At 48.4% G+C, this 20821-nt stretch carries 18 protein-coding genes and 1 other annotated feature; of the genes, 13 read left to right on the forward strand and 5 right to left on the reverse strand.

The annotated features are described in order from the left end of the window. The first annotated feature begins 399 nt into the window (after positions 1-399). The gene (locus QWV57_RS00945; protein ID WP_023633822.1) at positions 400-2067 is read left to right on the forward strand and encodes an IS1634 family transposase; all 1668 of its coding nucleotides are present in this window, start codon (positions 400-402) and stop codon (positions 2065-2067) included. Between the two features lie 342 nt (positions 2068-2409). On the opposite strand, the gene trpS is transcribed toward QWV57_RS00945, so the two are convergent. Both trpS and QWV57_RS00955 read right to left on the reverse strand, forming a co-directional pair. Beyond that, positions 2410-3354, reverse strand: coding sequence for a tryptophan--tRNA ligase (gene trpS, locus QWV57_RS00950; RefSeq protein WP_240432106.1), 945 nt, complete (start codon positions 3352-3354; stop codon positions 2410-2412). Between the two features lie 172 nt (positions 3355-3526). Next, positions 3527-3778 (reverse strand) — a binding site (T-box leader). Between the two features lie 569 nt (positions 3779-4347). Further along, positions 4348-5583, reverse strand: a complete 1236-nt coding sequence (locus tag QWV57_RS00955) for an IS256 family transposase (protein WP_301100183.1) — start codon at positions 5581-5583, stop codon at positions 4348-4350. On the opposite strand from QWV57_RS00955, the gene QWV57_RS00960 reads away from it, so the two are divergent. From QWV57_RS00960 to QWV57_RS01000, 9 genes are all read left to right on the forward strand, one after another. After that, positions 5582-6538, forward strand: a complete 957-nt coding sequence (locus tag QWV57_RS00960; protein WP_119877699.1) for an IS3 family transposase — start codon at positions 5582-5584, stop codon at positions 6536-6538. The genes QWV57_RS00955 and QWV57_RS00960 overlap by 2 nt on opposite strands. Before the next feature lie 399 nt (positions 6539-6937). After that, positions 6938-7417, forward strand: a complete 480-nt coding sequence (locus tag QWV57_RS00965; protein WP_129447503.1) for a flavin reductase family protein — start codon at positions 6938-6940, stop codon at positions 7415-7417. Between the two features lie 777 nt (positions 7418-8194). Continuing rightward, a complete protein-coding gene (locus QWV57_RS00970; RefSeq protein WP_047817667.1) occupies positions 8195-8716 on the forward strand; it encodes a hypothetical protein in 522 nt (173 codons plus the stop codon). Positions 8717-8795: 79 nt separating this feature from the next. Further along, the gene (locus QWV57_RS00975; RefSeq protein ID WP_060788410.1) at positions 8796-9677 is read left to right on the forward strand and encodes an ABC transporter permease subunit; all 882 of its coding nucleotides are present in this window, start codon (positions 8796-8798) and stop codon (positions 9675-9677) included. Then, positions 9677-10690 (forward strand): ABC transporter permease, encoded by a 1014-nt coding sequence (locus QWV57_RS00980; protein WP_060788409.1) that lies wholly within the window; start codon positions 9677-9679, stop codon positions 10688-10690. The genes QWV57_RS00975 and QWV57_RS00980 overlap by 1 nt, the downstream gene beginning before the upstream one ends. Positions 10691-10716: 26 nt before the next feature. After that, the gene (locus QWV57_RS00985; RefSeq protein WP_240432104.1) at positions 10717-11322 is read left to right on the forward strand and encodes a kinase; all 606 of its coding nucleotides are present in this window, start codon (positions 10717-10719) and stop codon (positions 11320-11322) included. Positions 11323-11842: 520 nt separating this feature from the next. Then, positions 11843-12322, forward strand: a complete 480-nt coding sequence (locus QWV57_RS00990; RefSeq protein ID WP_011229691.1) for a DUF2975 domain-containing protein — start codon at positions 11843-11845, stop codon at positions 12320-12322. A gap of 10 nt (positions 12323-12332) precedes the next feature. Further along, the gene (locus tag QWV57_RS00995; RefSeq protein ID WP_013144000.1) at positions 12333-12557 is read left to right on the forward strand and encodes a helix-turn-helix domain-containing protein; all 225 of its coding nucleotides are present in this window, start codon (positions 12333-12335) and stop codon (positions 12555-12557) included. 16 nt (positions 12558-12573) lie between these two features. Then, complete coding sequence (locus QWV57_RS01000) at positions 12574-13476, forward strand: DUF817 domain-containing protein (RefSeq protein ID WP_174520681.1); 903 nt, start codon at positions 12574-12576, stop codon at positions 13474-13476. Positions 13477-13539: 63 nt separating this feature from the next. Here QWV57_RS01000 and QWV57_RS01005 read toward each other — a convergent pair whose 3' ends face one another. From QWV57_RS01005 to QWV57_RS01015, 3 genes are read right to left on the reverse strand one after another with little or no spacing between them, the layout of a single operon-like run. Continuing rightward, positions 13540-14025, reverse strand: a complete 486-nt coding sequence (locus tag QWV57_RS01005; protein ID WP_301100184.1) for a DinB family protein — start codon at positions 14023-14025, stop codon at positions 13540-13542. Positions 14026-14065: 40 nt separating this feature from the next. Further along, entirely contained in the window at positions 14066-14836 is a 771-nt protein-coding gene (locus QWV57_RS01010) for a TatD family hydrolase (RefSeq protein WP_063193560.1), read from the reverse strand. Between the two features lie 49 nt (positions 14837-14885). Further along, positions 14886-16259: a sigma-54 interaction domain-containing protein gene (locus tag QWV57_RS01015; RefSeq protein ID WP_301100185.1), complete on the reverse strand. Its 1374-nt coding sequence runs from the start codon at positions 16257-16259 to the stop codon at positions 14886-14888. A 234-nt stretch (positions 16260-16493) separates the two neighbouring features. Here QWV57_RS01015 and QWV57_RS01020 point away from each other — a divergent pair, with 234 nt between their 5' ends. The 3 genes from QWV57_RS01020 (at position 16494) to QWV57_RS01030 (ending at position 20820) form a co-directional block, all read left to right on the forward strand. Continuing rightward, positions 16494-17906 (forward strand): amino acid permease, encoded by a 1413-nt coding sequence (locus QWV57_RS01020; RefSeq protein ID WP_060788406.1) that lies wholly within the window; start codon positions 16494-16496, stop codon positions 17904-17906. Positions 17907-18001: 95 nt separating this feature from the next. After that, a complete protein-coding gene (gene pruA, locus QWV57_RS01025) occupies positions 18002-19549 on the forward strand; it encodes an L-glutamate gamma-semialdehyde dehydrogenase (RefSeq protein WP_060788405.1) in 1548 nt (515 codons plus the stop codon). Positions 19550-19620: 71 nt separating this feature from the next. Further along, positions 19621-20820 (forward strand): ornithine--oxo-acid transaminase, encoded by a 1200-nt coding sequence (locus QWV57_RS01030; protein ID WP_301100186.1) that lies wholly within the window; start codon positions 19621-19623, stop codon positions 20818-20820. Position 20821 lies beyond the last annotated feature (1 nt).

Raw genomic sequence — 20821 nt, forward strand, 5'->3', positions numbered from 1 at the left:
ATCTATTTTAACCAAGGAGTCGGGTTCATGTCTCCTTTTTTGTTTGGTTGTAAATTTATGTTAGTAAATTTACTCAACTACAGATGATAATTTACAATAAGCTCGGAATCGAAGAAAATTCTGAATGGATTAATGGAATTATTGATATGGTTATTTAAGCAGAAACACCCGCACATTTTGCGGGTGTTTTGCTTACACCCATTTCTTTTTTAACTATCCCGAAAATTAGTACCCGAGTTCGACAGTTTTGAGGCCATTTTAGGCAAATGAAAATGGCCAAAATGCTGTTATATCAAAGATTTCGCGATGCGGATCCTAGAAAAAAACACTGAATTTCATAGGCACACGACTTGTTTATTTTAACTTTTAAAACAGCTGAATATCGGTTATAATATAGGCATGTACATACGGCGAGTAACACGCAAAAACAAAGATGGAACGACCGTGGCGTATCTCCAGCTTGCTCACAACGAATGGGATCCGAAGGCCAAATATGCGAAAGCGAAGGTGATTTATTCGTTTGGGCGCGAAGACGAGGTGGATCGCGCTGTCTTGGAGCGTCTGGCCAAAAGCATTTCGCGATTCCTTTCTCCTGAGCAGGCTTGGGAAATCGAGACGTTGACAGGAGAAGTGTCGGATGACTTTCAGTTTCAATCAAGCAAACGCCTTGGTGGCGCTTGGCTTTTGGATCAGCTCTGGAGACAACTGGGATTGGGAGAGATTCTCCACTCCTTGTTTGCCTCCCGACATCATCAGATTCCGTTGGAACGGCTGATTTTTGCCATGGTGGCGAATCGTGCCCTTCATCCGTCAAGCAAGTTGGCGATGGAGGAGTGGGTGGAGAAAGACGTGCATATCCCTCATCTTCCCCAAGTCGCCAGCCACCAGTTGTACCGGGCGATGGATGAGCTGCTGGCTGTGCAGCCGGAATTGGAACGCCAAGTGTTCCATGCCGTGGCCGATTTATTGAACCTGGAAGTCGATTTGATTTACTTTGATACGACTTCGTCGTACTTCGAAGTGGATCCATCCGAAACACCAGAAGGAGAATCGCTTCGAAAGCAGGGGTTTTCCAAAGATAAGCGTCCCGATTTGGTCCAAATCGTCATTGGACTGGCCGTTACCCGGGAAGGAGTCCCCATTCGCGCTTGGGTATGGCCTGGCAATACGATGGATATGACGGTCATCAAACAGGTGAAACAAGACTTGATTGGCTGGAAGCTTGGGCGTGTGATCAGCGTGATGGACCGCGGATTTTCGTCTGAAGAGAATTTGCGAATCTTGCAACAGGCCGGGGGACACTACATTGTCGGCGAAAAGATGCGGTCCGGCAAAGCTGCCGTCGAAGAGGCCCTAAACCGTCGCGGGCGCTACCAACAAGTTCGCGAGAACTTGCATATCAAAGAAATCATCGTGGGCGACGGAGAAGCGCGTCAGCGCTATGTTCTCGTGTACAATCCCAGCGAAGCCGAACGCCAACGCAAGGAACGGGAAAAGCTGCTCGAATCGCTGAAAGAGGAGTTGGAGGGGCTTCGCCAACTCCCCAATGAAGCTCATCATAAGGCCACCTGCCGGCTGCGTTCCCATCCGTCCTACGGAAAATACTTGCGTCAATTGAAGGATGGAACGCTTCGCATCGACAAGCAAGCGGTTCGTGAAGCGGAAAAGTACGATGGCAAATATCTCATCCGAACCTCCGATGACACCTTGTCTGCCGAGGATGTCGCGCTCGGGTATAAGCAACTGGTGGATATCGAGCAGGCCTTTCGGACGTTGAAATCAACACTCGAGCTGCGCCCCATGTATCATCGCTTGGAAGACCGTATCCGGGCGCATGTGCTGCTCAGTTGGCTGGCTCTCTTGCTGGTTCGGATCGTGGAGATCCGAACTCATGAATCGTGGCCGAAAGTAAGAGACGAATGCGAGCGTCTCATGCTTGGACATTTTTCTTCAAAAAACGGCGACCTTTATCAACGAACCGAACTGACGGCCAAACAAGCGCTATTCCTTGCGGCTCTAGGGCTGGAACCTCCTCCAAAGATTCTAGGCATCCACCCTCGCACCTAGATACACGCCCGAAGTGTGCCCAAATGCCTCCGATCCCTTTTGTATCAAGGGGCGAGAGGCATTTTGTTTGCCTAGTGACTGTCGAACTCGGGTAGTATTTTCATCATTTGCTAGTGCCGTAAGCACGACATGGAGGTCTATCCTGAAAATGAATTTTTCATTATTCTGATGATGCCGCATAGATGCGGCATGGTTGTCTCCCTGGGAAGAACGAATGAACTTCCATCATCTGTGGTGAAGTTCGTTTCATGGTTGGCTAACGAAGCAGTTAGTCATAATAAACCGTTAATAAATTGATGAAGAAAAAGGTGTATCACTATTCGATACACCTTATTAAATCACTTAAAACATCCTTAATCCAATTGCCTTTCTAACTTCACTGATCACTTTTTGTGATGACTCTTTCGCTTTCATTTTCCCGTGTTCTAAAACATCATATACATCACTATCTGACAATTTTTTTCTTTTTTCTCTGAACGGTCCAACGATGGAATTGATCGAATCGGATAGAATGGATTTACATTGTACGCACCCTATCGTCGCATTACTGCATTGGAGCTGAATCTTTTCTAACGTTTCCTTTTCAGTAAAGTAAGTGTGCAAATGATAAACGTTGCACCCTTCTTTTGAAGGGTTACCTGCTTGATGTTTATAGATACGAGTAGGGTCAGAATATGCCTTCTTTACTTTTCGTTGAATGGTTTTATTGTCATCTTTCATACTAATATAACTGTCGGCGTTATCGGATTTACTCATTTTCCCTTTCCCTGAAAGAGAAGGAATACGAACAGCATTTTCCACAATCGGTCTTGGTTCAGGAAAAATATCTCCATAGAGTTGGTTAAATCTACGTACAATGGTCCTTGCTATTTCCAAATGAACCAATTGATCTTCGCCGACGGGCACAAATTTTCCTTTGTGTATAAGAATGTCTGCTGCCATCAAAACTGGATAACCTACTAATCCATAATTGACATTATCAGGTTGTTTTTTTGCTTTTTCCTTAAATGTCGGACAACGTAATAAATCCCCTAATGGCATTACCATGCTTAAATAAGTATGCAATTCACATATTTCCTCTGCAATCGAGGATTGGACATAAAATGTAGATTTATTTGGATCGAGCCCTGCTGCCAAATAATCTTTAGCAATTTCCAAAACATTTCTCGTTAAATCATCTGGTTTAGGGTGAGTAGTTAGTGAATGAATATCACTGATAAAAAAGTATGAATTGTACTTTTCCTGTAATTCAAGGATATTCTTCATTGCACCATAGTAGTTACCCAAATGTAATTCTCCTGTAGGTCTTATTCCTGATACTAATATTCCCCTATTCATCGAAATCCCTCCATTTTGTTGTAGTTTTAATGCTTTGAATTGAAAAAAACGTCCACCAGCCGTCTTCCATGACTAATCACTCCTTTTAGACAACTAAATAAAAAGGCTTTCCATCCACTTGCCAAAGGACGGAAAGCCGCGGTGCCACCTTTGTTCGTTTGTAAAACAACAAACGCACTTTTAGGGTACGGAAACATAAATTACGTTTCGATACCTTGTCTCTTTTAACGGTGAGACTCTCCGCCAAAACCTACTCTAAATTTCGGTCTGGTTGCTCCGAAGCCCATTCAACATGGTTTCCACACTGATTTGCACCAACCATCAGCTCTCTGAAGTGTCCGCCATGCCTACTATTCTTCATCATCACAAAGATATATGGAATTTTTTTATTTATTATAATCACACGGTAGAATGATTGCAATGTTTTTTTACTAAATTATACAAAAAATCAGTATTTTCATCATTGCTGGTGCCACATAGATGCGGCATGGTTGACTCCCATGGAAGAAAGAATTAACTTCCATCATCTGTGATGAAGCTCGCTTCATGGTTGGCTAACGGGTGCTTTGTTGAATAACCTACATTAAATATAAAAGAGATTGGAACGTTTTCTTGTAACGTTTTTCAAGCTCTTTTATTGATTTGAATTATACTGTGAATTCATTGTGAAAATTGTGCGATTTTATCTGTGACTCAACCTGCGTTTTACTGTTTTGCACCTGACAAGTGAGGTCAAGTCCAAATTATTGTGTAAATTCCCCTTTGATAGACAACATGGACCTGATGACCTGACGTATGGCAGGTAAGTCCGGCAAGTCTCCCTGCCGGTCGCCTTCCCGGACTAATGATCATGTTGTCAAGGAACAGGCGTGTCAAGGAGCTTTCGCGGCATATCCTCGCTTCGCTCCGGTATTCCACGTTCTCCTTGACACAGCGAAGGGGTTACCCTACTCTTTTCATCTCCGAAACTTCCTGATTCACCGATCGAGCTTCTTGCTCTTTCGTTTTCCGCCACTGCCAATAGTCGGACATATCCAGGTATTTGCGTCCCGATATCCATTTTTCGTCCATTTCGGTCAACACGGCGCCTACGAGGCGATACACCGATTCCCGGTTCGGAAAGATGCGGATGACCCGTTCTCTGCGGCGAATTTCTTCGTTCAGCCGTTCCACTCCGTTTGTCGTACGCAGACGCCGCCGATAACGGTCCGGATAGTCCAATACGGCGGTGGCGTCTTCGAATCCCTCTTCGAGGATTTGCATGGCTTTTGGGGCTTTTTCTTCCCATTTGGCCAGCACTTGTTCCAATAACAGTCGGGCCGTATGCTTGTTTGGGGCATGAAGAATCCCACGAATCTCCTCGAGCAAGGCATCCTGCATATACTTTGGTGCGGCATCGAGGATATTGCGAATAAAATGTGTCTGGCATCGCTGCCATGTAGCGCCTTGGAAATGCTTTTCAATGGCTTGCACCAGCCCACCGTGCTGATCCGAGATGATCAAGTCCACTCCCCGGAGTCCCCGGTCTTTCAGCCATCCGAAGAACTCGCTCCAGCTGGACTCCGATTCACTGTTTCCGATTTGCAGGCCAAGAATTTCCCGATATCCTTCCTCATTCACTCCTGTAGCGATCAACACGGCTCTGGAGCGTACTCGTCCATCCTCCCGGACTTTCGTATAAATAGCATCTACTAGCACAAACGGATACACGTGTTCATGAAGGGAACGGTGATTCCAGTCTTGGATAATCGGATCCAGCCCCTTGCACAGCGAGGAAACCGTGGATTTGGAAAACGAAGTGCCGCATAATTCCTCCGTGATTTGAGTGATTTTTCGGGTAGACACCCCGTTTACCACCATTTCCATGAGTGCCAGTACCAGAGCTTGTTCGCTCCGTTGATACCGTTGGAACAGTTCCGTAGAGAACTCTCCATCTCTTGTCCGTGGAACGCGCAAGGTCAACCGTCCCACCCGGGTCGTCAGCTGGCGTGGATACGAACCGTTTCGATAGCCTTTTCGTTCTTCCGTCCGTTCATAACGGCGAGCCCCCAGCTGTTCTTCTACTTGGGCCTCGAGGATTTGATTCAGGACTTGTTCCAATAGCTTAGCTAATCCCTCATCTCTGGTGAATAACCCGTGCAAAAGTTCATCATTTAGGGTAATATGATATTGAGCCATGGTTGCATTCCTCCTTATGTTTGGTGTTTTTGGTCCACTGTTTATTCTACCAAAGGGGAAGCAACATGGCTCTTTTTCTATTTCCCTTTTTACACAATTATATGGACTTAACTATTATCAGCAGAACGGAAAAGTCGAGAAGAAAACAGTAGGTGGGGGACGTCCAACACCCGGCTACTCTCTAACGGCAACTGGCGAAAAAGTGTCAGACGAACAAATCCAAGAATGGCTCTCTGAGCTTGTGATGGGAGAAGGATTTGCCTACGGATATCGCAAGCTGACCATTCAGTTAAGAAGAGACCATCAGCTTGTGATCAGTAAGAAAAAAGTATATCGATTGTGTAAAGCGATGGACTTACTACGTCCGCAGCGAGAGAAACGGATTCCATATCCGAAGAAACTCGCTCGAAATCGCATTATTACAGGCTCGAATCAGTTATGGGAAATGGACGTGAAATACGGATATATCGAAGGAGAAGAACGCTTTTTCTTTGTTTTGTCGCTCATCGATGTGTATGACCGTTCGGTAATTGATTACCATATTGGGTTGAGTTGTTCAGCAAGCGATGCCGTAAAGACGCTTCAAAGAGCGTTATTCAAGCGTCAGCAATTTGAACAGGCAAATAAACCTGTGATTCGGACAGACAACGGCCCGCAATTTATTTCTCATGCCTTTGAAGCTGCCTGTGAGCGATTTGGAATCGAACATGAACGGATTCCACCACGGACGCCGAATATGAATGCACATATTGAAGCGTTTCATCGTTTACTGGAGGAGGAATGTCTAGGAAGAATGGCGTTTGACAGCTATGAAGAAGCTTATCAAGCCGTGATGGAGTACATGAAATTTTATAACGAGCGAAGGATTCATTCGAGTATTCTCGATCTTCCACCGCGTGAATTTTACAAAAAAGCGCAAACGGAATCGTTAATCATCAAAGAAGTTCGCGTATAAGGCAAGAGGATTTTGTCTTCTTGCCAAGAAAAAACGAGAAATTTTGAGAATAACCTAAAATTAAGATAGGATGTGTCCAAATTTAGGGGGTCAATCCGGTTAAGTGACAAAAAAGTTGTATACTGGACTCTTTAAAATGAGGGTGTCCCATTTTCTACTTTTGGGACACCCACTTTTTTTTTAAGGGGTATTCTTCCATCCACTTTTTCAATAAAGGATTATGCCATCTTTCGTTTTCTTGAAAACTTGTGTTCGTCCGCTGTATTGTAAGTTGTGAAATCTCCCTATGTTTCTTAAAAATGAAAAGCTAGACAGATATAATTAGCTTGGATAAAATGGAAAATAAGAACATCTACACAACTGAAAAACACGATTTTTACGGAAGGAGGAGTTCCATACATGGATGCCAAGGCGAAAAAAACGGCTTTACGTGGAATTACATACGGTTTATACATTGTCGGCACAAAAGATGAAAACGGTACTGCCAATGCTTTTGCGGGAAACTGGCTGACACAAACGTCTTTTAATCCTCCATTGGTAGCGGTTGCAGTGAAAGTAGGCACCCGTTCCCAAGAGCAAATTGCCAAAGGTGGCGTATTTAGCGTCAATATTTTGGAAACAGGCCAGAAGGATATGGTCACCGCTTTCTTTAAATCTTTAGAACCGGAAGGAAATAAGCTGGCAGGGTACGAATTCTATACCGAAGAAACAGGATGTCCGATTTTTAAAGATGCGCTCAGCTTCTTTGAGTGCAAAGTTGTCGAAAAAGTAGAAAAAGGCGATCACTATATTTATGTAGGCGAAGTCATCAATGCCGGTGTGCATCGGGAAGGAGATCCGCTGACACTGAAGGAAACCGGATTTTATTACGGAGGGTGATTGGGGTACTCCTAACGTACAAGCCTGTTATAAGCGGTTGCGAAAGGAACGGATATAGAAACCACTGTATGGATGAGATGAAGCAGGCGGAAAAAGCTTGCTTCATCTTTAGCAATCGAACTAACGTTTAAAATTATGTTAATAAACAACGATAAAAGGAATAATGATCAGCTTGTTTTAGAAAACATCAATGAATCAATAATATATATCAAAGTTGCATACCTCTTTCATACATCTAAAGTTCATAGTACACCTTATTTATATGTGATAAATCAGTCAGAAGAAATCGAGATTAGTACAGGGATGAAAAATCCTAAAGAACTAAGTCTTATGTTAATTGATGGAAGATTTCAGAGCAACCACCTAAAAAGACACGAAGGTAACCAATTAGTGATGCAGATCCCCCATTGTCTCCAAGAGTGAATGGAAAAACTAGTTTTTCAACAACAATCCTTTGACATCATACTTCTAAAAGAGAGGCCATTTCGCCAGACACTGTACATTTCATCACAAAACCGAGAATCATAATGATTTACCATTGTTAGAAATATACCAAAGCTGGTCATATCATGGTTGAACTTAAGAAACAACAAAAAAGCAATAGTGATGGTTGGGCGTAAATATTAAAGAATTTTCCGAATCATTTTTGGAAGCCTTGTTTATCGTCGGATAAAGATTATCAGATTCATTTGAACGAAATGGTTAACCTAATATTTCACATCGTATACTATTTTTCTTTTTAAAAGATGCTTATACATACATATAAGGAGGGTTTTTATGAAGGATATCCGAATGACGGTGGTCCTTACGTTGTTGTTGCTATTGGTGCTAGTTGGCTGTGCCAAACCGAAAGTGGAGCAAACGGTAAAATTAGGTGGTGCGGTCAAAACGATCGGTGACCTAGTGGTGCTAAACGGAAACAGCAATTTGCCAAAAGGCGCCGTCGTGCAAATTGTGATGAAAGAAATCGAGGGGGGCAAACAGGTACTCGAGGAAAAAGTAAACGTTGGGGAAGACGGAAGTTATTCATGGAGCGCGAAAAGACCGGAGCGAGCTAAGGAATATGAGCTGGATGTGATGTTTTTGCCAGAATTGCAGCCGAAGCACGTAAAAGAGAAGTATGGCGAAAAGGGAGAGCTTATCAAAAAAGACTCGTCGGGCAGGGTAGAATATCAAACAGACGGACAAACCTATGTAGGAATTAAAATGTATGACCGCATCTTGAAAATAGGCGATGGAATGGGAGGACAGCAATCCATGTTAGCAGAAACATTGCCTCCACCGCCACCATCTTATTAACATGCAAGCACTGGCAGCTTACAGATGAAAGGAACATGTAGCAATCGTTTGCCTGTGCTCTGAGGGAGGGATCGGCCTTATGAAGAAATGGAAGCTCGCCTTGACGGTGCTGGCGGATTTGTTGCTTACCATTTTCACGATTATGGCGATTATCGCGTTTGCGCAAAGCTATTCCTTGTTCCCGAGCCCGCAAATGATCACGGTATTTTGGCAGCAATTTCAGCAGCTGTTTTGGAGCTTTTTTTCTATTCGTGATATAACGGTTTCGCTCTCGCAATGGCACAATGCTCCCCTGCTCTCAACGATGATGGAGCCGTATGCCTATTCCCTTGTTATTTTATGGGGGGCGCTGGCTGTTTCCTTCCTTATAGCCGTTACGGGAGCCTACATCTGCTTTTTGCTTCCGCGTCCGCTGCAAAAAATGGTTAAAGGCATCGCGTTTTTTCTTGAGTCGATCCCCGATGTTATTTTTATTTTTTCTACGCAACTGTTTGTCATCTGGGTGTTTAAAAAGACAGATTTGCTTATTGTCAATCCTGTTGCCGGTTTTGACAATGTATACGTGCTGCCGATTGTCATGATTTCCATTTTGCCTTCCATTCTGCTGTTCCAAATGACATTTCTTGCGTTTACGGAGGAAAAAGACAAGCCATACGTCGAATATGCGCTAGCGAAAGGATTGTCAAAAACGGCAGTGCTATGGCGCCATATGTTCCGCAACGCGCTGATCACCGTGTTTTCTAACGTCCAATATTTGTTTTGGTTTATGCTGTCGAACTTGTTAGTGGCGGAATATTTGTTTAATATGCACGGATTGTTCCGGTTTTTGTATGAGCAGCTCCATACGCCGGAAGTAGTGGCTATCGGTCTTGCCATGCTGTTTTTGCCATTTTACCTCATTGATGTGGCCGGGAAACGAGTGATTGCTTATTTGACGGGAATCGAGAGGGGGGTGGCGTGATGCGCGCATTCCGCAACGTGTATTTTGCGGCAGGGTTTATCATCGCGGCTGGTCTATTGCTGGCCAGTTTTTTCTATTCTTATTGGCTGAAAGACATCATTCCCCAGCCGCCGAAGCAGATCTACAATGAGGCTGGGCGGCTCGTTGACGTTCCTCCATACCCGCCGAGCTGGGCCCACCCGTTTGGCGTCGATCGCCAAGGTGAAGACGTGTTTTGGAAAGTCATCGATGGGGCGAAATATACGATTGTCACCGCATTGGCGGTCAGTTTGCTGCGGCTTGTGTTTGGGACGGTCGGCGGAATCGTGTATGCTTTTTATTTGCAGAAATTTCGGTTTATTGCCGAGTCCATCGTCCGCGCCTTTCGGTTTGTGCCGGCGATCTTTTTAACGATGCTCTTTTTTGCTTTCATTCCATTGGAGGAGCAAGGAGCTGGAATGGGAGTGTTGATCAAACAACTATTGGTGCTTGCGGCTGTTGCGCTTCCGCCGTTAATGCTGGTCATCGGCAATGATATCGCTGTCTTTTTGCAAAATGAATTTGTCGTTTCTTCCCGGCTGATGGGAGCTGATCACGTTTGGCTCATCCGCAAGCACGTTCTCCCGTATATGCGGCCGCGGCTGTTTTTGCTGTTTACCCAGCAGACGGTGCAGTCGCTCTTGCTGCTTGTGCATCTCGGGGCGTTTCAAATATTGCTAGGAGGCGTAAAAGTTATATATGATTCCGATGGGTTGGGCCCTCCGGAGAAGGTGGCGCTCTCCCTTTCGAACGAATGGTCCGGCTTGATCGGTCTTTCCTATCGGGAAATGATGCTTGACCAATGGATTGTTGTCGGGCCGTGTGTTGCCTTTATCGTTGCCATTTTTGCCTTTAAATTAATGGGAAAAGGGTTAGAGCAAGTGATCGCTGGAAAAGGAAAACGGAAGCAGCGGAAAAAACAGCGGAGTTCATCGGGAAAAACCGCTTCTTTTCCGCCGCAGCAGGGCGATTTTGAATTGGTCCTTTATAGATAGGCTATCCGAAAAATACATGAGGGGGGATGGGGTTGCGTGATCGCATCGACTTCTTATGCAAGACCATTTTGGCGATCAAAACAGCGGGCCGATTGGTCCTCGGGATTGATGGGCTAAGCCGATCGGGCAAAACGACATTCGCCAATCAGCTGAGTCAAACGTTGCGGGAGCAAGGCATCTCCGTGTGCGTTTTTCACATGGATGATCATATTGTCGAGCGAGCCAAACGTTATCATACGGGAAACGAGGAATGGTTTGAATATTATTATTTACAGTGGGATGTGGAGTGGCTAACGCATCAGTTGTTCCGTCAACTCAAAGCATCCCACCAGCTGACCCTCCCGTTTTATGATCATGAGACCGATACGCACTCCAAGCGAACGGTTTATCTCTCTGATTCGGACATGATCATGATTGAAGGTGTTTTTCTGCAAAGGAAAGAATGGAGGCCGTTTTTTGATTTCGTCGTCTATTTGGATTGTCCGCGGGAGATTCGCTTTGCCCGTGAAAACGATCAAGTGAAACAAAACATCCAAAAGTTCATCAACCGGTATTGGAAAGCAGAAGACTATTATTTGGAAACCGAAGAGCCGATTAAACGGGCGGATGTTGTTTTCGATATGACTTCATGATCGGGAATCTTTGGTAGGGTTTGTTCCTTTGCGAGGATGACGATGTTGGAAAAGAAAACATCGAATCGATCATCGATAATTTCATACAATTTGTTGAATAATCAACGAATTGTCTTGATCTAACCATTGAAAGTGCCCTCTTTCTTTTATAATGATAGACAGGTGTTGATGAAATTTATGGATTGAAGGAGGGTATCCTATTATGATTTCCGCGAAAGCACGGGCTGTCGATGAAAAACGAGTAATTGGGGGGAGTGCGGTTAAATAGCAGAATCAGGCCTGACGGGCCGAACGGCGGCTTTTTCCGGGATGGAAAGCGAATCGATTGGTAATGGGCGGCGTGGAAGTGAATACGGTGTGCCTGTTGTCTCAATAGGTATGGTCGGGCGTTACCGTGTGGGGACGTCTTTTCTTTTTGCTGTTTTGCAGAAAAAATTTAATTTAAATCAACAATTATTTATTGATAAACGATAAGACATTCATTACAATAAAGTCGAAAACGAGTCAGTGAGGTGTTTCGATGAAACGGGAAACGTTGTTTTTGAAGGCGTCTTTAGTGTTGATCGGCCTTCCGGTTTTGGCATTGTGCCTATTTTTGGTTCCTGCGCTTGCGAAGGTGGCTGTCAAGCTGGTGCCAACGTTCCCTTGGATCAAGTATTTTGTTTATCTTGTGTTTGAGGCGTCCGCGCTGCCGTTCTACTTCGCTTTGTATCAGGCGTTCCGGTTGTTAGTGTATATTGACCGAAACGACGCGTTTTCCGAGGCGTCGGTGAAAGCGTTAAAGACGATCAAACATTGCGCCGTCGCCATCAGCGGGCTGCATTTGCTTGTCTTGCCGCTGTTTTACTTGTTCGCCGAGAAAGACGATGCTCCGGGAGTCATCTTCGTCGGTCTGATTGTGCCGTTTGCGTCGCTTGTCATCGCTGTGTTCGCCGCGGTGTTGCAAAAGCTGCTGCAGCAGGCGATTGAAATCAAACAAGAAAATGAGTTGACCATTTGAGGTGGATGGCATGCCGATTATCGTGAATCTTGATGTCATGTTGGCGAAGCGGAAGATGAGCGTCACCGAGCTGTCGGAGAGAGTCGGGATCACGATGGCGAATTTGTCGATCTTGAAAAACGGGAAGGCGAAGGCGATCCGTTTCTCGACGCTCGAAGCCATTTGCAAGGCGCTCGATTGCCAGCCCGGGGACATTTTGGAGTATCGAAGTGATGAAGGGGAGTCAAATCCGTGAGCAGGGAGGGGACGGCTTGAAAGGGGAAAAGCAAGAGCTAGCGGTGGACGAATCTCCACCGTTTGGCCTCATGATCGTCCGGGTGCGCCAGTTTGGCAGAACGTCGCGGCTGATCAAAGCGTTTGTGCAGCTTGTTCGCTTCGGTTGGGCGCAGGCGCAATCTTGCGTGTTTCCGGTTGTCATTTTTGCCTCATTGGCGCTGACGAAGCTCGCGCCGCTTCCGCTGTTGCCGCGGTATGATTGGTTGCTTGTTATTTGCCTGCTCATGCAATGGTGGATGGTGCGGTCAGGGATGGAAACGCGGGATGAACTCAAAGTGATCACCTTGTTCCACGTCATTGGACTTGCGCTCGAGCTGTTTAAAGTGCGCATGGGTTCGTGGTCGTATCCGGAAGAGGGGTATACGAAAATCTTTGGCGTGCCCTTGTACAGCGGCTTTATGTATGCGAGCGTCGCCAGCTATCTTTGCCAGGCGTGGCGAAGGCTGAAGGTGGAGTTGGTGCAATGGCCGCCGTTTTGGATGGTCGTTCCTCTCGCTTCGGCGATTTACTTGAATTTTTTCACCCACCATTATTGGGTGGACGTTCGTTGGTGGCTCTCAAGCCTCGTCATGCTTGTCTTTTGGCGGTCATGGGTGACGTATGAGGTCGGGGGAATCCGCTACCGGATGCCGCTTGTTTTGTCGTTTTTGCTGATCGGGTTTTTCATCTGGATCGCGGAAAACATCGCCACCTTTTTTGGCGCTTGGCAATATCCAAACCAGGCGAAGGCGTGGAGCCTTGTTCATCTTGGGAAGGTGAGTTCATGGTGTTTGCTCGTTATTGTCAGTTTTCTCATCGTGGCGACGTTAAAGCAAGTGAAAACAATTGCTGTGACAGGGGCAGTGGAGCGTTCGCATGAAGATGGAAAATCGTTGTAAGCCGAGCAGGGCGGGATTTGGCTGGTCGTTGCTCGGCTTTTTCCTTGATGAGCCGCCCGCTCCTCACGGAAGCTGTGCCTTGATTTCTTCAATTTGCGCGAGGTGGCGCTGTTCATGGTAGCCGACAAATTCCACCCATTGCTTCAAATTCAGTGGCCCAAAAATGGGATGCGGGAACGATTTGGCTTCCAAGTCAGCCGGATTGGCTTGCTCCGTGATTTGGCGCAACCGCTGCCGCGATTGATGCAATTTTTCTTCCAGTTCGTGTCGAGTGAAAAAGCGGTCGCTCGGGCGGGCGAAATCAGGCGCCTCCACTTTTTTGGAACGGTCAACGGTCAAGTGGATCGGTTTTTCCTCAACCGGCTGGCTCTCGCCATGCTTTACTGTATGGGCGATCATGGCTGCGATCGATGTTTCGATTAAGTACAGGTGTTCGAGCACTTGGGCAATCGTCCAACTTCCGTCCGCCGCCCGGGTGTTCAGCTGTTCGTCCGACAGCCCGGAAACGCTTTTGATCAGCTGTTGGCGCACTCGCTCATGATGATCCATCATTTCCCCTCATTTCGGTATGGATTTGGAATTGGTTTCATCATACTACACGGTCGGCCGCACCGTAAAGCTGTTTCGTGTTCGCAGTGATGACGGCTTTGACTTGTTCGATATCTCGGCCATAGTGTGCCGCCACGGCTCGCGCGGAGTCCAACAGCCATAACGGGGTCGTCAGTTTTCCGGCAAACGGGCCTGCAAACGGCCATGGGCCATCCGTTTCAAGGAGCAGCTGCTCGATGGGAACGAGGGATAACAGCTGCTTGTCGCGCTCGCGGTAGCACACTTCCGGCGTGACGGAGATGTAGTAGCCGCATTGGACGATTTGTTTGACCACGGCAGGCTCGGCCTTCAGCCAGTGGAAATGGGCTTGTCGGACGCCAGCTTGCTGCAAGATGGCCAAGGCGGTTTCGGCGCGGTCGTAGACGGCGTGAAGAACGAGCGGCAAGGAGGCATCCGCGGCGATGGCCGCGATTTCGGTTAATCGTTCTTGATACGCGGGCAGCTTGGCGCATGCTTCCGCTGAATAGTATGGCAGCCCGACTTCGCCGATGGCGGCGAGCAGCGGCCGCTCTTGCTTGACAAGCTCTGTCCATTCGTTCCAATCACTTTCGCTTGGCAGCGGTTGCTCTGGATGAAAACCGATGGCGGCGTAGATGAAGGAAGGGAATCGCTGTTTCAACTCGAGCGTTCGGTGGCTTGAGCGCAAATCGGTGGAGACGGCGACGACGCCGATGATGCCCGCTTCTTGCCAACGGTTGATTTGTTCATCGATGTCCGTGTACTGGTCGAGATGAAGATGAGCGTCGATCATCCACAGCGACCTCCCCTGTCCTTTTGGCCGTACGATCGCCAACTGCAGCTTATCCCCATTCCTTATCAATCTGGTACTTGCGGATGCGGTATTGCAAGTTTTGTCGGCTCAAACCAAGCGCTTTGGCCGTTTTTGTGATGTTGAAGCCGTGATGCTGCAGCGCCTTGCGGATGTAGTAAATTTCGACTTCTTCCATGTATTTGTCAAGAGGCAAAATGTCTTCCGTATCAAATAAAAAGTCCGTTTTCGTTTCGTCGGGCGCCAGCTTGGCTCGAAAAGGGGCAGGCAGATGGGCGAGGGTGATGGTTTGTTCTTGTTCCATCGTCGCCATCGTTTCCAACATGACGGCCTCAAGCTCGCGCACGTTGCCGGGCCAGCTGTAAGCAAGAAACGCCTCTTGCACGTCATCGCCGAGTCCTTCGACATGTAGGCCATAGCGCTCGTTGCCTTGACGGATGAAATGGATAGCGAGCGGCAAAATGTCCTCTTTCCGTTCGCGCAACGGCGGCAGGACGATGCAGTGGACGGCAATTTGGTAGTAAAGCGATTTGAGCAATTCCCCGTTTTGGACCGCGTCAATCGGGTCGCCGCTTGTCGAGGCGATAAGGCGAACGTCCGCACGAACCGGTTTTTGGCCATGGGCGCGGACAAACTGTTTTTCTTGCAGGAAACGGGCAAGTTTTTGTTGAAGCGGCAGGCTTAACGAGTCAATATCGTCAAGCAGCACAGTGCCGCCGTCCGCTTGTTCAAACAAGCCGGGCTGGATCTCGCCGTCTTCTTCGCTGCCAAACAGCATCGTTTCCATCCAATCGTCCGGAAGCGACAAACACGTTTGCGCAAAAAACGGCTTCGCTCGCCGTTCGCTTTCATGGTGAATGCAGGAAGCGAGCAAGTCTTTTCCTGTCCCTTTCTCCCCAATGAGCAGCACGGACGCTTCGGAGCGGGCGGCATGACGAGCAAGGCGGATGGCCTTTTGCATGGCTTCGCTTTGGCCAATGACGTCGGCAAACGTGCGACCGGCTTCACCGCGTTGGTGGTGCTCTTGGATCAGCTTGCGGAATTTGGTGATGTCTTTGGCGATTTCCACGGCGCCGATGATGCGCCCGTCTTTTTGCAGCGGGTGTGTTTGATTGACCGTTGTCACGGCTTGTCCTTTATTATTGAAATACGTTTGCTGCTTGTTCAGAATGCTTTCACCGGTGCGCAGCGCTTCAAGCAATGTGCTCGGCTGCTCCGGGTTGAAGCGGAAGACGTCCAAAATATTTTTATCGAGCACGTCCTCGATGTTCATACCCTCGATGTCCCGCATTTTCCGGTTGTAAATGACGGTTTTCCCATGTTGATCGACGGCATGGACGCCAAGGTCGATCAGTTCGAGAATTTGCTCATACATCGATAAAAGCGTTTCCATATCCCGGTTCACGATCAGCACCTCTCTTTTTTGTATTATAGCATAAGGTGGATGGGAGACGGGAAGGGAAAGAAAGATGTGAAAAAAATTTTTGCTAAATATATTGAAAATAGAAAAAAACAACTTCATAATAAAGTTGTGATACACGAAAAATTGAAAAATAATTTTGCATAAAAGGGGGTTCTGTTTGTTTGATAAAAATGTAAGCGGTTGCGAAATCGATCATAGAGAGGGGAGAGTTTTCGGATGCAACCCGTGCAAGAACTGAGACGAGAGCTAAAAAGCAGGCATTTGTTTATGATTGCGCTTGGCGGGGTGATCGGCACCGGTTTGTTTTTAGGATCGGGCTATACGATTCATGAGGCGGGGCCAGGCGGGGCTGTCGTTGCGTATCTTTTTGGCGGATTGGTCATGTATTTGACCATGCTTTCGTTGGGAGAATTGGCCGTCCGCATTCCTGATGCCGGGTCGTATCAGACGTATGCGACAAAATTCATCTCGCCGGCGGTAGGGTATTGCATCGGCTGGCTGTCATGGCTGAACTGGTCGGTGACAGTCGGCATCGAGCTTCTCACCGTCAGCATCCTCATGAAACGATGGTTTCCCGATGTGCCGACGTGGGTGTTTTGCGCCGTCTTCGCTTTGCTCTTGTTTTTGATCAATGCGTTGTCTGTCAAAGGATTTGGCGAGGTGGAGTTTTGGTTTTCGAGCATCAAGGTGCTGACGGTGATCGCGTTTATTGTTCTTGGTCTGGCGGCGATGTTTGGCGTCATCCAGATGAAAAATGGGCAGCCCGCTCCGTTTTTCTCGAATTTTACTGATCATGGCGGATTGTTTCCAAACGGGTTTTGGGCGATTTTTACGACGATGATCCTGGTGAACTTTTCGTTCCAAGGGACGGAATTGGTCGGCGTGGCGGCAGGGGAAAGCCGCGAGCCGGAAAAAACAGTGCCGGTTGCGTTGCGCAACACCGTATGGCGCATTTTGATCTTCTTTATTTTGGCCATTTTTGTGCTGGCTGGCTTGTTTCCGTGGGAGAAAGCCGGCGTTGTGGAAAGCCCGTTTGTTGAGGTGTTTGACAACATTGGCATTCCGTATGCAGCCGATATCATGAATTTTGTCATCATTACGGCGGTGCTGTCGGTGGCCAACTCGGGCTTATATGCGACATCGCGCGTCCTCTGGTCGATGTCGCGCCAAGGCATGGTCAGTCCGTTTTTCAGCAAGCTATCGAAACGCGGCGTGCCCATCAATGCGCTTATTGCCAGCATTGCCATCGGCTGCTTGTCTCTGTTGTGCAGCGTGTATGCGGAAGATACGGTGTACGTCTGGCTGACGGCGATCGCCGGTTTTGGCGCCGTCACGGTGTGGGCTTCCATCGCGCTGTCAAGCTATTTCGGCCGGAAAGCGTTTTTGCGCGAAGGCGGCGATGTGCGCGATCTGAAATACCGGACGCCGTTGTATCCGTTCGTGCCGCTCGCGGCGTTTGCGCTGAATATGGCGACGATCATCGGACTGGCGTTTATTCCAGATCAACGGATCGCTCTTTACTGCGGCATTCCGTTTTTGCTCGCTTGCTACGGGTACTACCACCTTGTGGCGAAAAAACGGGTTCAGCCCCTAGCCGCAGAAAAAGGGGAGCTCAAGGCCGCCAAGTAAAAACAATTGAAAAAAGCCATAATCATTTGCATAATATAACTATGAAACCGTTTTATAACGAAAAATTTTTTTGCCTTTAAAAGGAGGATGACGAAATGGTGCAGCCGTACAGACACGAACCGCTCACCGACTTTACCGTAGAAGCAAACCGTGAAGCGTTTTTAGCGGCGCTCAAAAAAGTGGAATCGGAGCTTGGGCGCGATTATCCGCTTGTGATCGGCGGCGAGCGGGTGATGACGGAAGACAAAATCATTTCGATCAATCCGGCGAACAAAACGGAAGTGGTCGGCCGGGTGGCGAAAGCGAACAAAGAGCTGGCGGAGCGGGCGATGAAAACCGCTGATGAGGCGTTCCGTACATGGAGCCGGACGAGCCCGGAAGCGCGGGCCGATATTTTGTTCCGGGCGGCGGCGATCGTGCGCCGGCGCAAGCACGAGTTTTCCGCTTGGCTGGTGAAAGAAGCGGGCAAACCGTGGCGTGAAGCGGACGCCGATACCGCGGAAGCGATCGACTTTATGGAATATTACGGCCGGCAAATGTTGAAGTTGAAAGACGGTATTCCGGTTGAGAGCCGTCCGGGGGAAACGAACCGGTTCTTCTACATTCCGCTTGGCGTCGGGGTTGTCATTTCGCCGTGGAACTTCCCGTTTGCCATTATGGCGGGAACAACCGTTGCTTCGCTTGTGACCGGCAATACGGTGCTGTTGAAACCGGCGAGCGCGACGCCGGTCGTGGCGTATAAATTTGTGGAAGTGTTGGAAGAAGCGGGGCTTCCGGCTGGTGTGTTGAACTATATTCCGGGCAGCGGGGCTGAAGTCGGAGATTATCTCGTCGACCATCCGCGTACACGATTTATCAGCTTCACCGGATCGCGCGATGTCGGCATCCGCATTTATGAGCGGGCAGCGAAAGTGCATCCGGGGCAAATTTGGCTGAAGCGCGTCATCGCGGAAATGGGAGGCAAAGACGCCATCGTCGTCGATAAAGAAGCGGACCTCGAACTGGCGGCGCAATCGATTGTCGCATCGGCGTTTGGATTCTCGGGGCAAAAATGCTCAGCGTGCTCGCGCGCGATCGTGGTTCAAGATGTCTACGACCAAGTGCTAAACCGCGTCGTCGAGCTGACGAAGCAGCTCAACGTCGGCGATCCGGCGGAGCAAGCGACGTTTATGGGCCCGGTCATCGACCAAGGGGCGTACAACAAAATTATGGAGTACATCGAAATCGGCAAACAAGAAGGCCGTCTCATGACCGGCGGGGAAGGAGACGATTCGAAAGGGTTCTTCATCCAGCCGACCGTGTTTGCGGATGTCGACCCGAACGCGCGCATCATGCAGGAGGAAATTTTCGGACCGGTCGTGGCGTTTGCCAAAGCGCGCGACTTTGACCATGCGCTTGAGATTGCGAACAACACCGAATACGGTCTGACAGGAGCCGTCATTTCGCGCAATCGGGCGAATCTCGAAAAAGCGCGGCACGAGTTCCATGTTGGCAATTTGTACTTCAACCGCGGCTGCACAGGGGCGATCGTCGGGTATCAGCCGTTTGGCGGCTTTAACATGTCAGGCACCGACTCGAAAGCGGGCGGTCCGGACTATTTGATTCTCCATATGCAAGCGAAAACGGTGTCGGAAATGTTTTAAACCAAAAAAAGGGCGGCGGCGTCCGCCCTTTTATAGCGAAGAAACGCAGATAAGGAAAGGAGCGGTTGATGATGGCTACGAAGTCCGAACAGCTGATCGAACAAACGGAACGATATGGAGCGCGAAATTATCATCCATTGCCGATCGTCATTTCCGAAGCGGAAGGGGTATGGGTGAAAGATCCAGAGGGCAACCGTTATATGGACATGTTAAGCGCTTATTCGGCCGTCAACCAAGGACATCGGCATCCGAAAATTGTGGAGGCGTTAAAGCGGCAAGCTGATCGCGTCACGCTCACATCGCGCGCCTTCCATAACGACCAGCTTGGCCCGTGGTATGAAAAAGTGTGCCAGCTGACGAAAAAGGACATGGTGCTGCCGATGAACACCGGCGCCGAGGCGGTGGAAACGGCGCTCAAGGCGGCGCGCCGCTGGTCGTATGACGTCAAAGGCGTTCCGGACAATCAGGCGGAAATCATCGTTTGTGAAGGCAATTTCCACGGCCGGACGCTCGCCGCGGTGTCGTTGTCGTCCGAACCGGCTTATAAACGCGGGTTTGGGCCGCTTTTGCCCGGGGTGAAAATCATCCCGTACGGCGACATCGAAGCGTTGAAAGCGGCGATTACACCGAATACGGCGGCGTTTCTTGTCGAACCGATCCAAGGAGAAGCCGGCATCCGCATCCCACCGCAAGGCTTTTTAAAAGCGGCTTATGACGTGTGCAAAGAACACAACGTGTTGTTCATCGCGGATGAAATTCAAACAGGTTTGGGACGGACTGGAAAGTTATTTGCCTGCGACTGGGAAGAGGTTGTGCCGGATATGTATATTTTAGGGAAAGCATTGGGCGGCGGGGTGTTCCCGATTTCGTGCGTCGTCGCCAACCGCGACATTTTGTCGGTGTTTGAACCCGGCTCGCACGGATCGACGTTTGGCGGCAATCCGCTCGCCTGCGCGGTGTCGATCGCGGCGCTTGAGGTGATCGAAGAAGAGCGGCTGGCGGAGCGGTCGCTTGAGCTTGGCGAATACTTCCTTTCGAAACTAAAACAAATCCGAAACGCCGATATGAAAGAAATCCGCGGCCGCGGCTTATTTATCGGCGTCGAGCTGCATGTGCCGGCGCGTCCGTACTGTGAGGCGCTGAAAGAGCAAGGATTGCTTTGCAAGGAAACGCATGAGACGGTCATTCGTTTCGCACCGCCGCTCATCATTACGAAAGAGGAATTGGATTGGGCGTTTGAACGGATTGCGAATGTCTTGTCCCGTCCATAAA

The sequence above is a fragment of the Geobacillus zalihae genome (assembly GCF_030414215.1).
GTDB classification, from domain to species: domain Bacteria; phylum Bacillota; class Bacilli; order Bacillales; family Anoxybacillaceae; genus Geobacillus; species Geobacillus zalihae.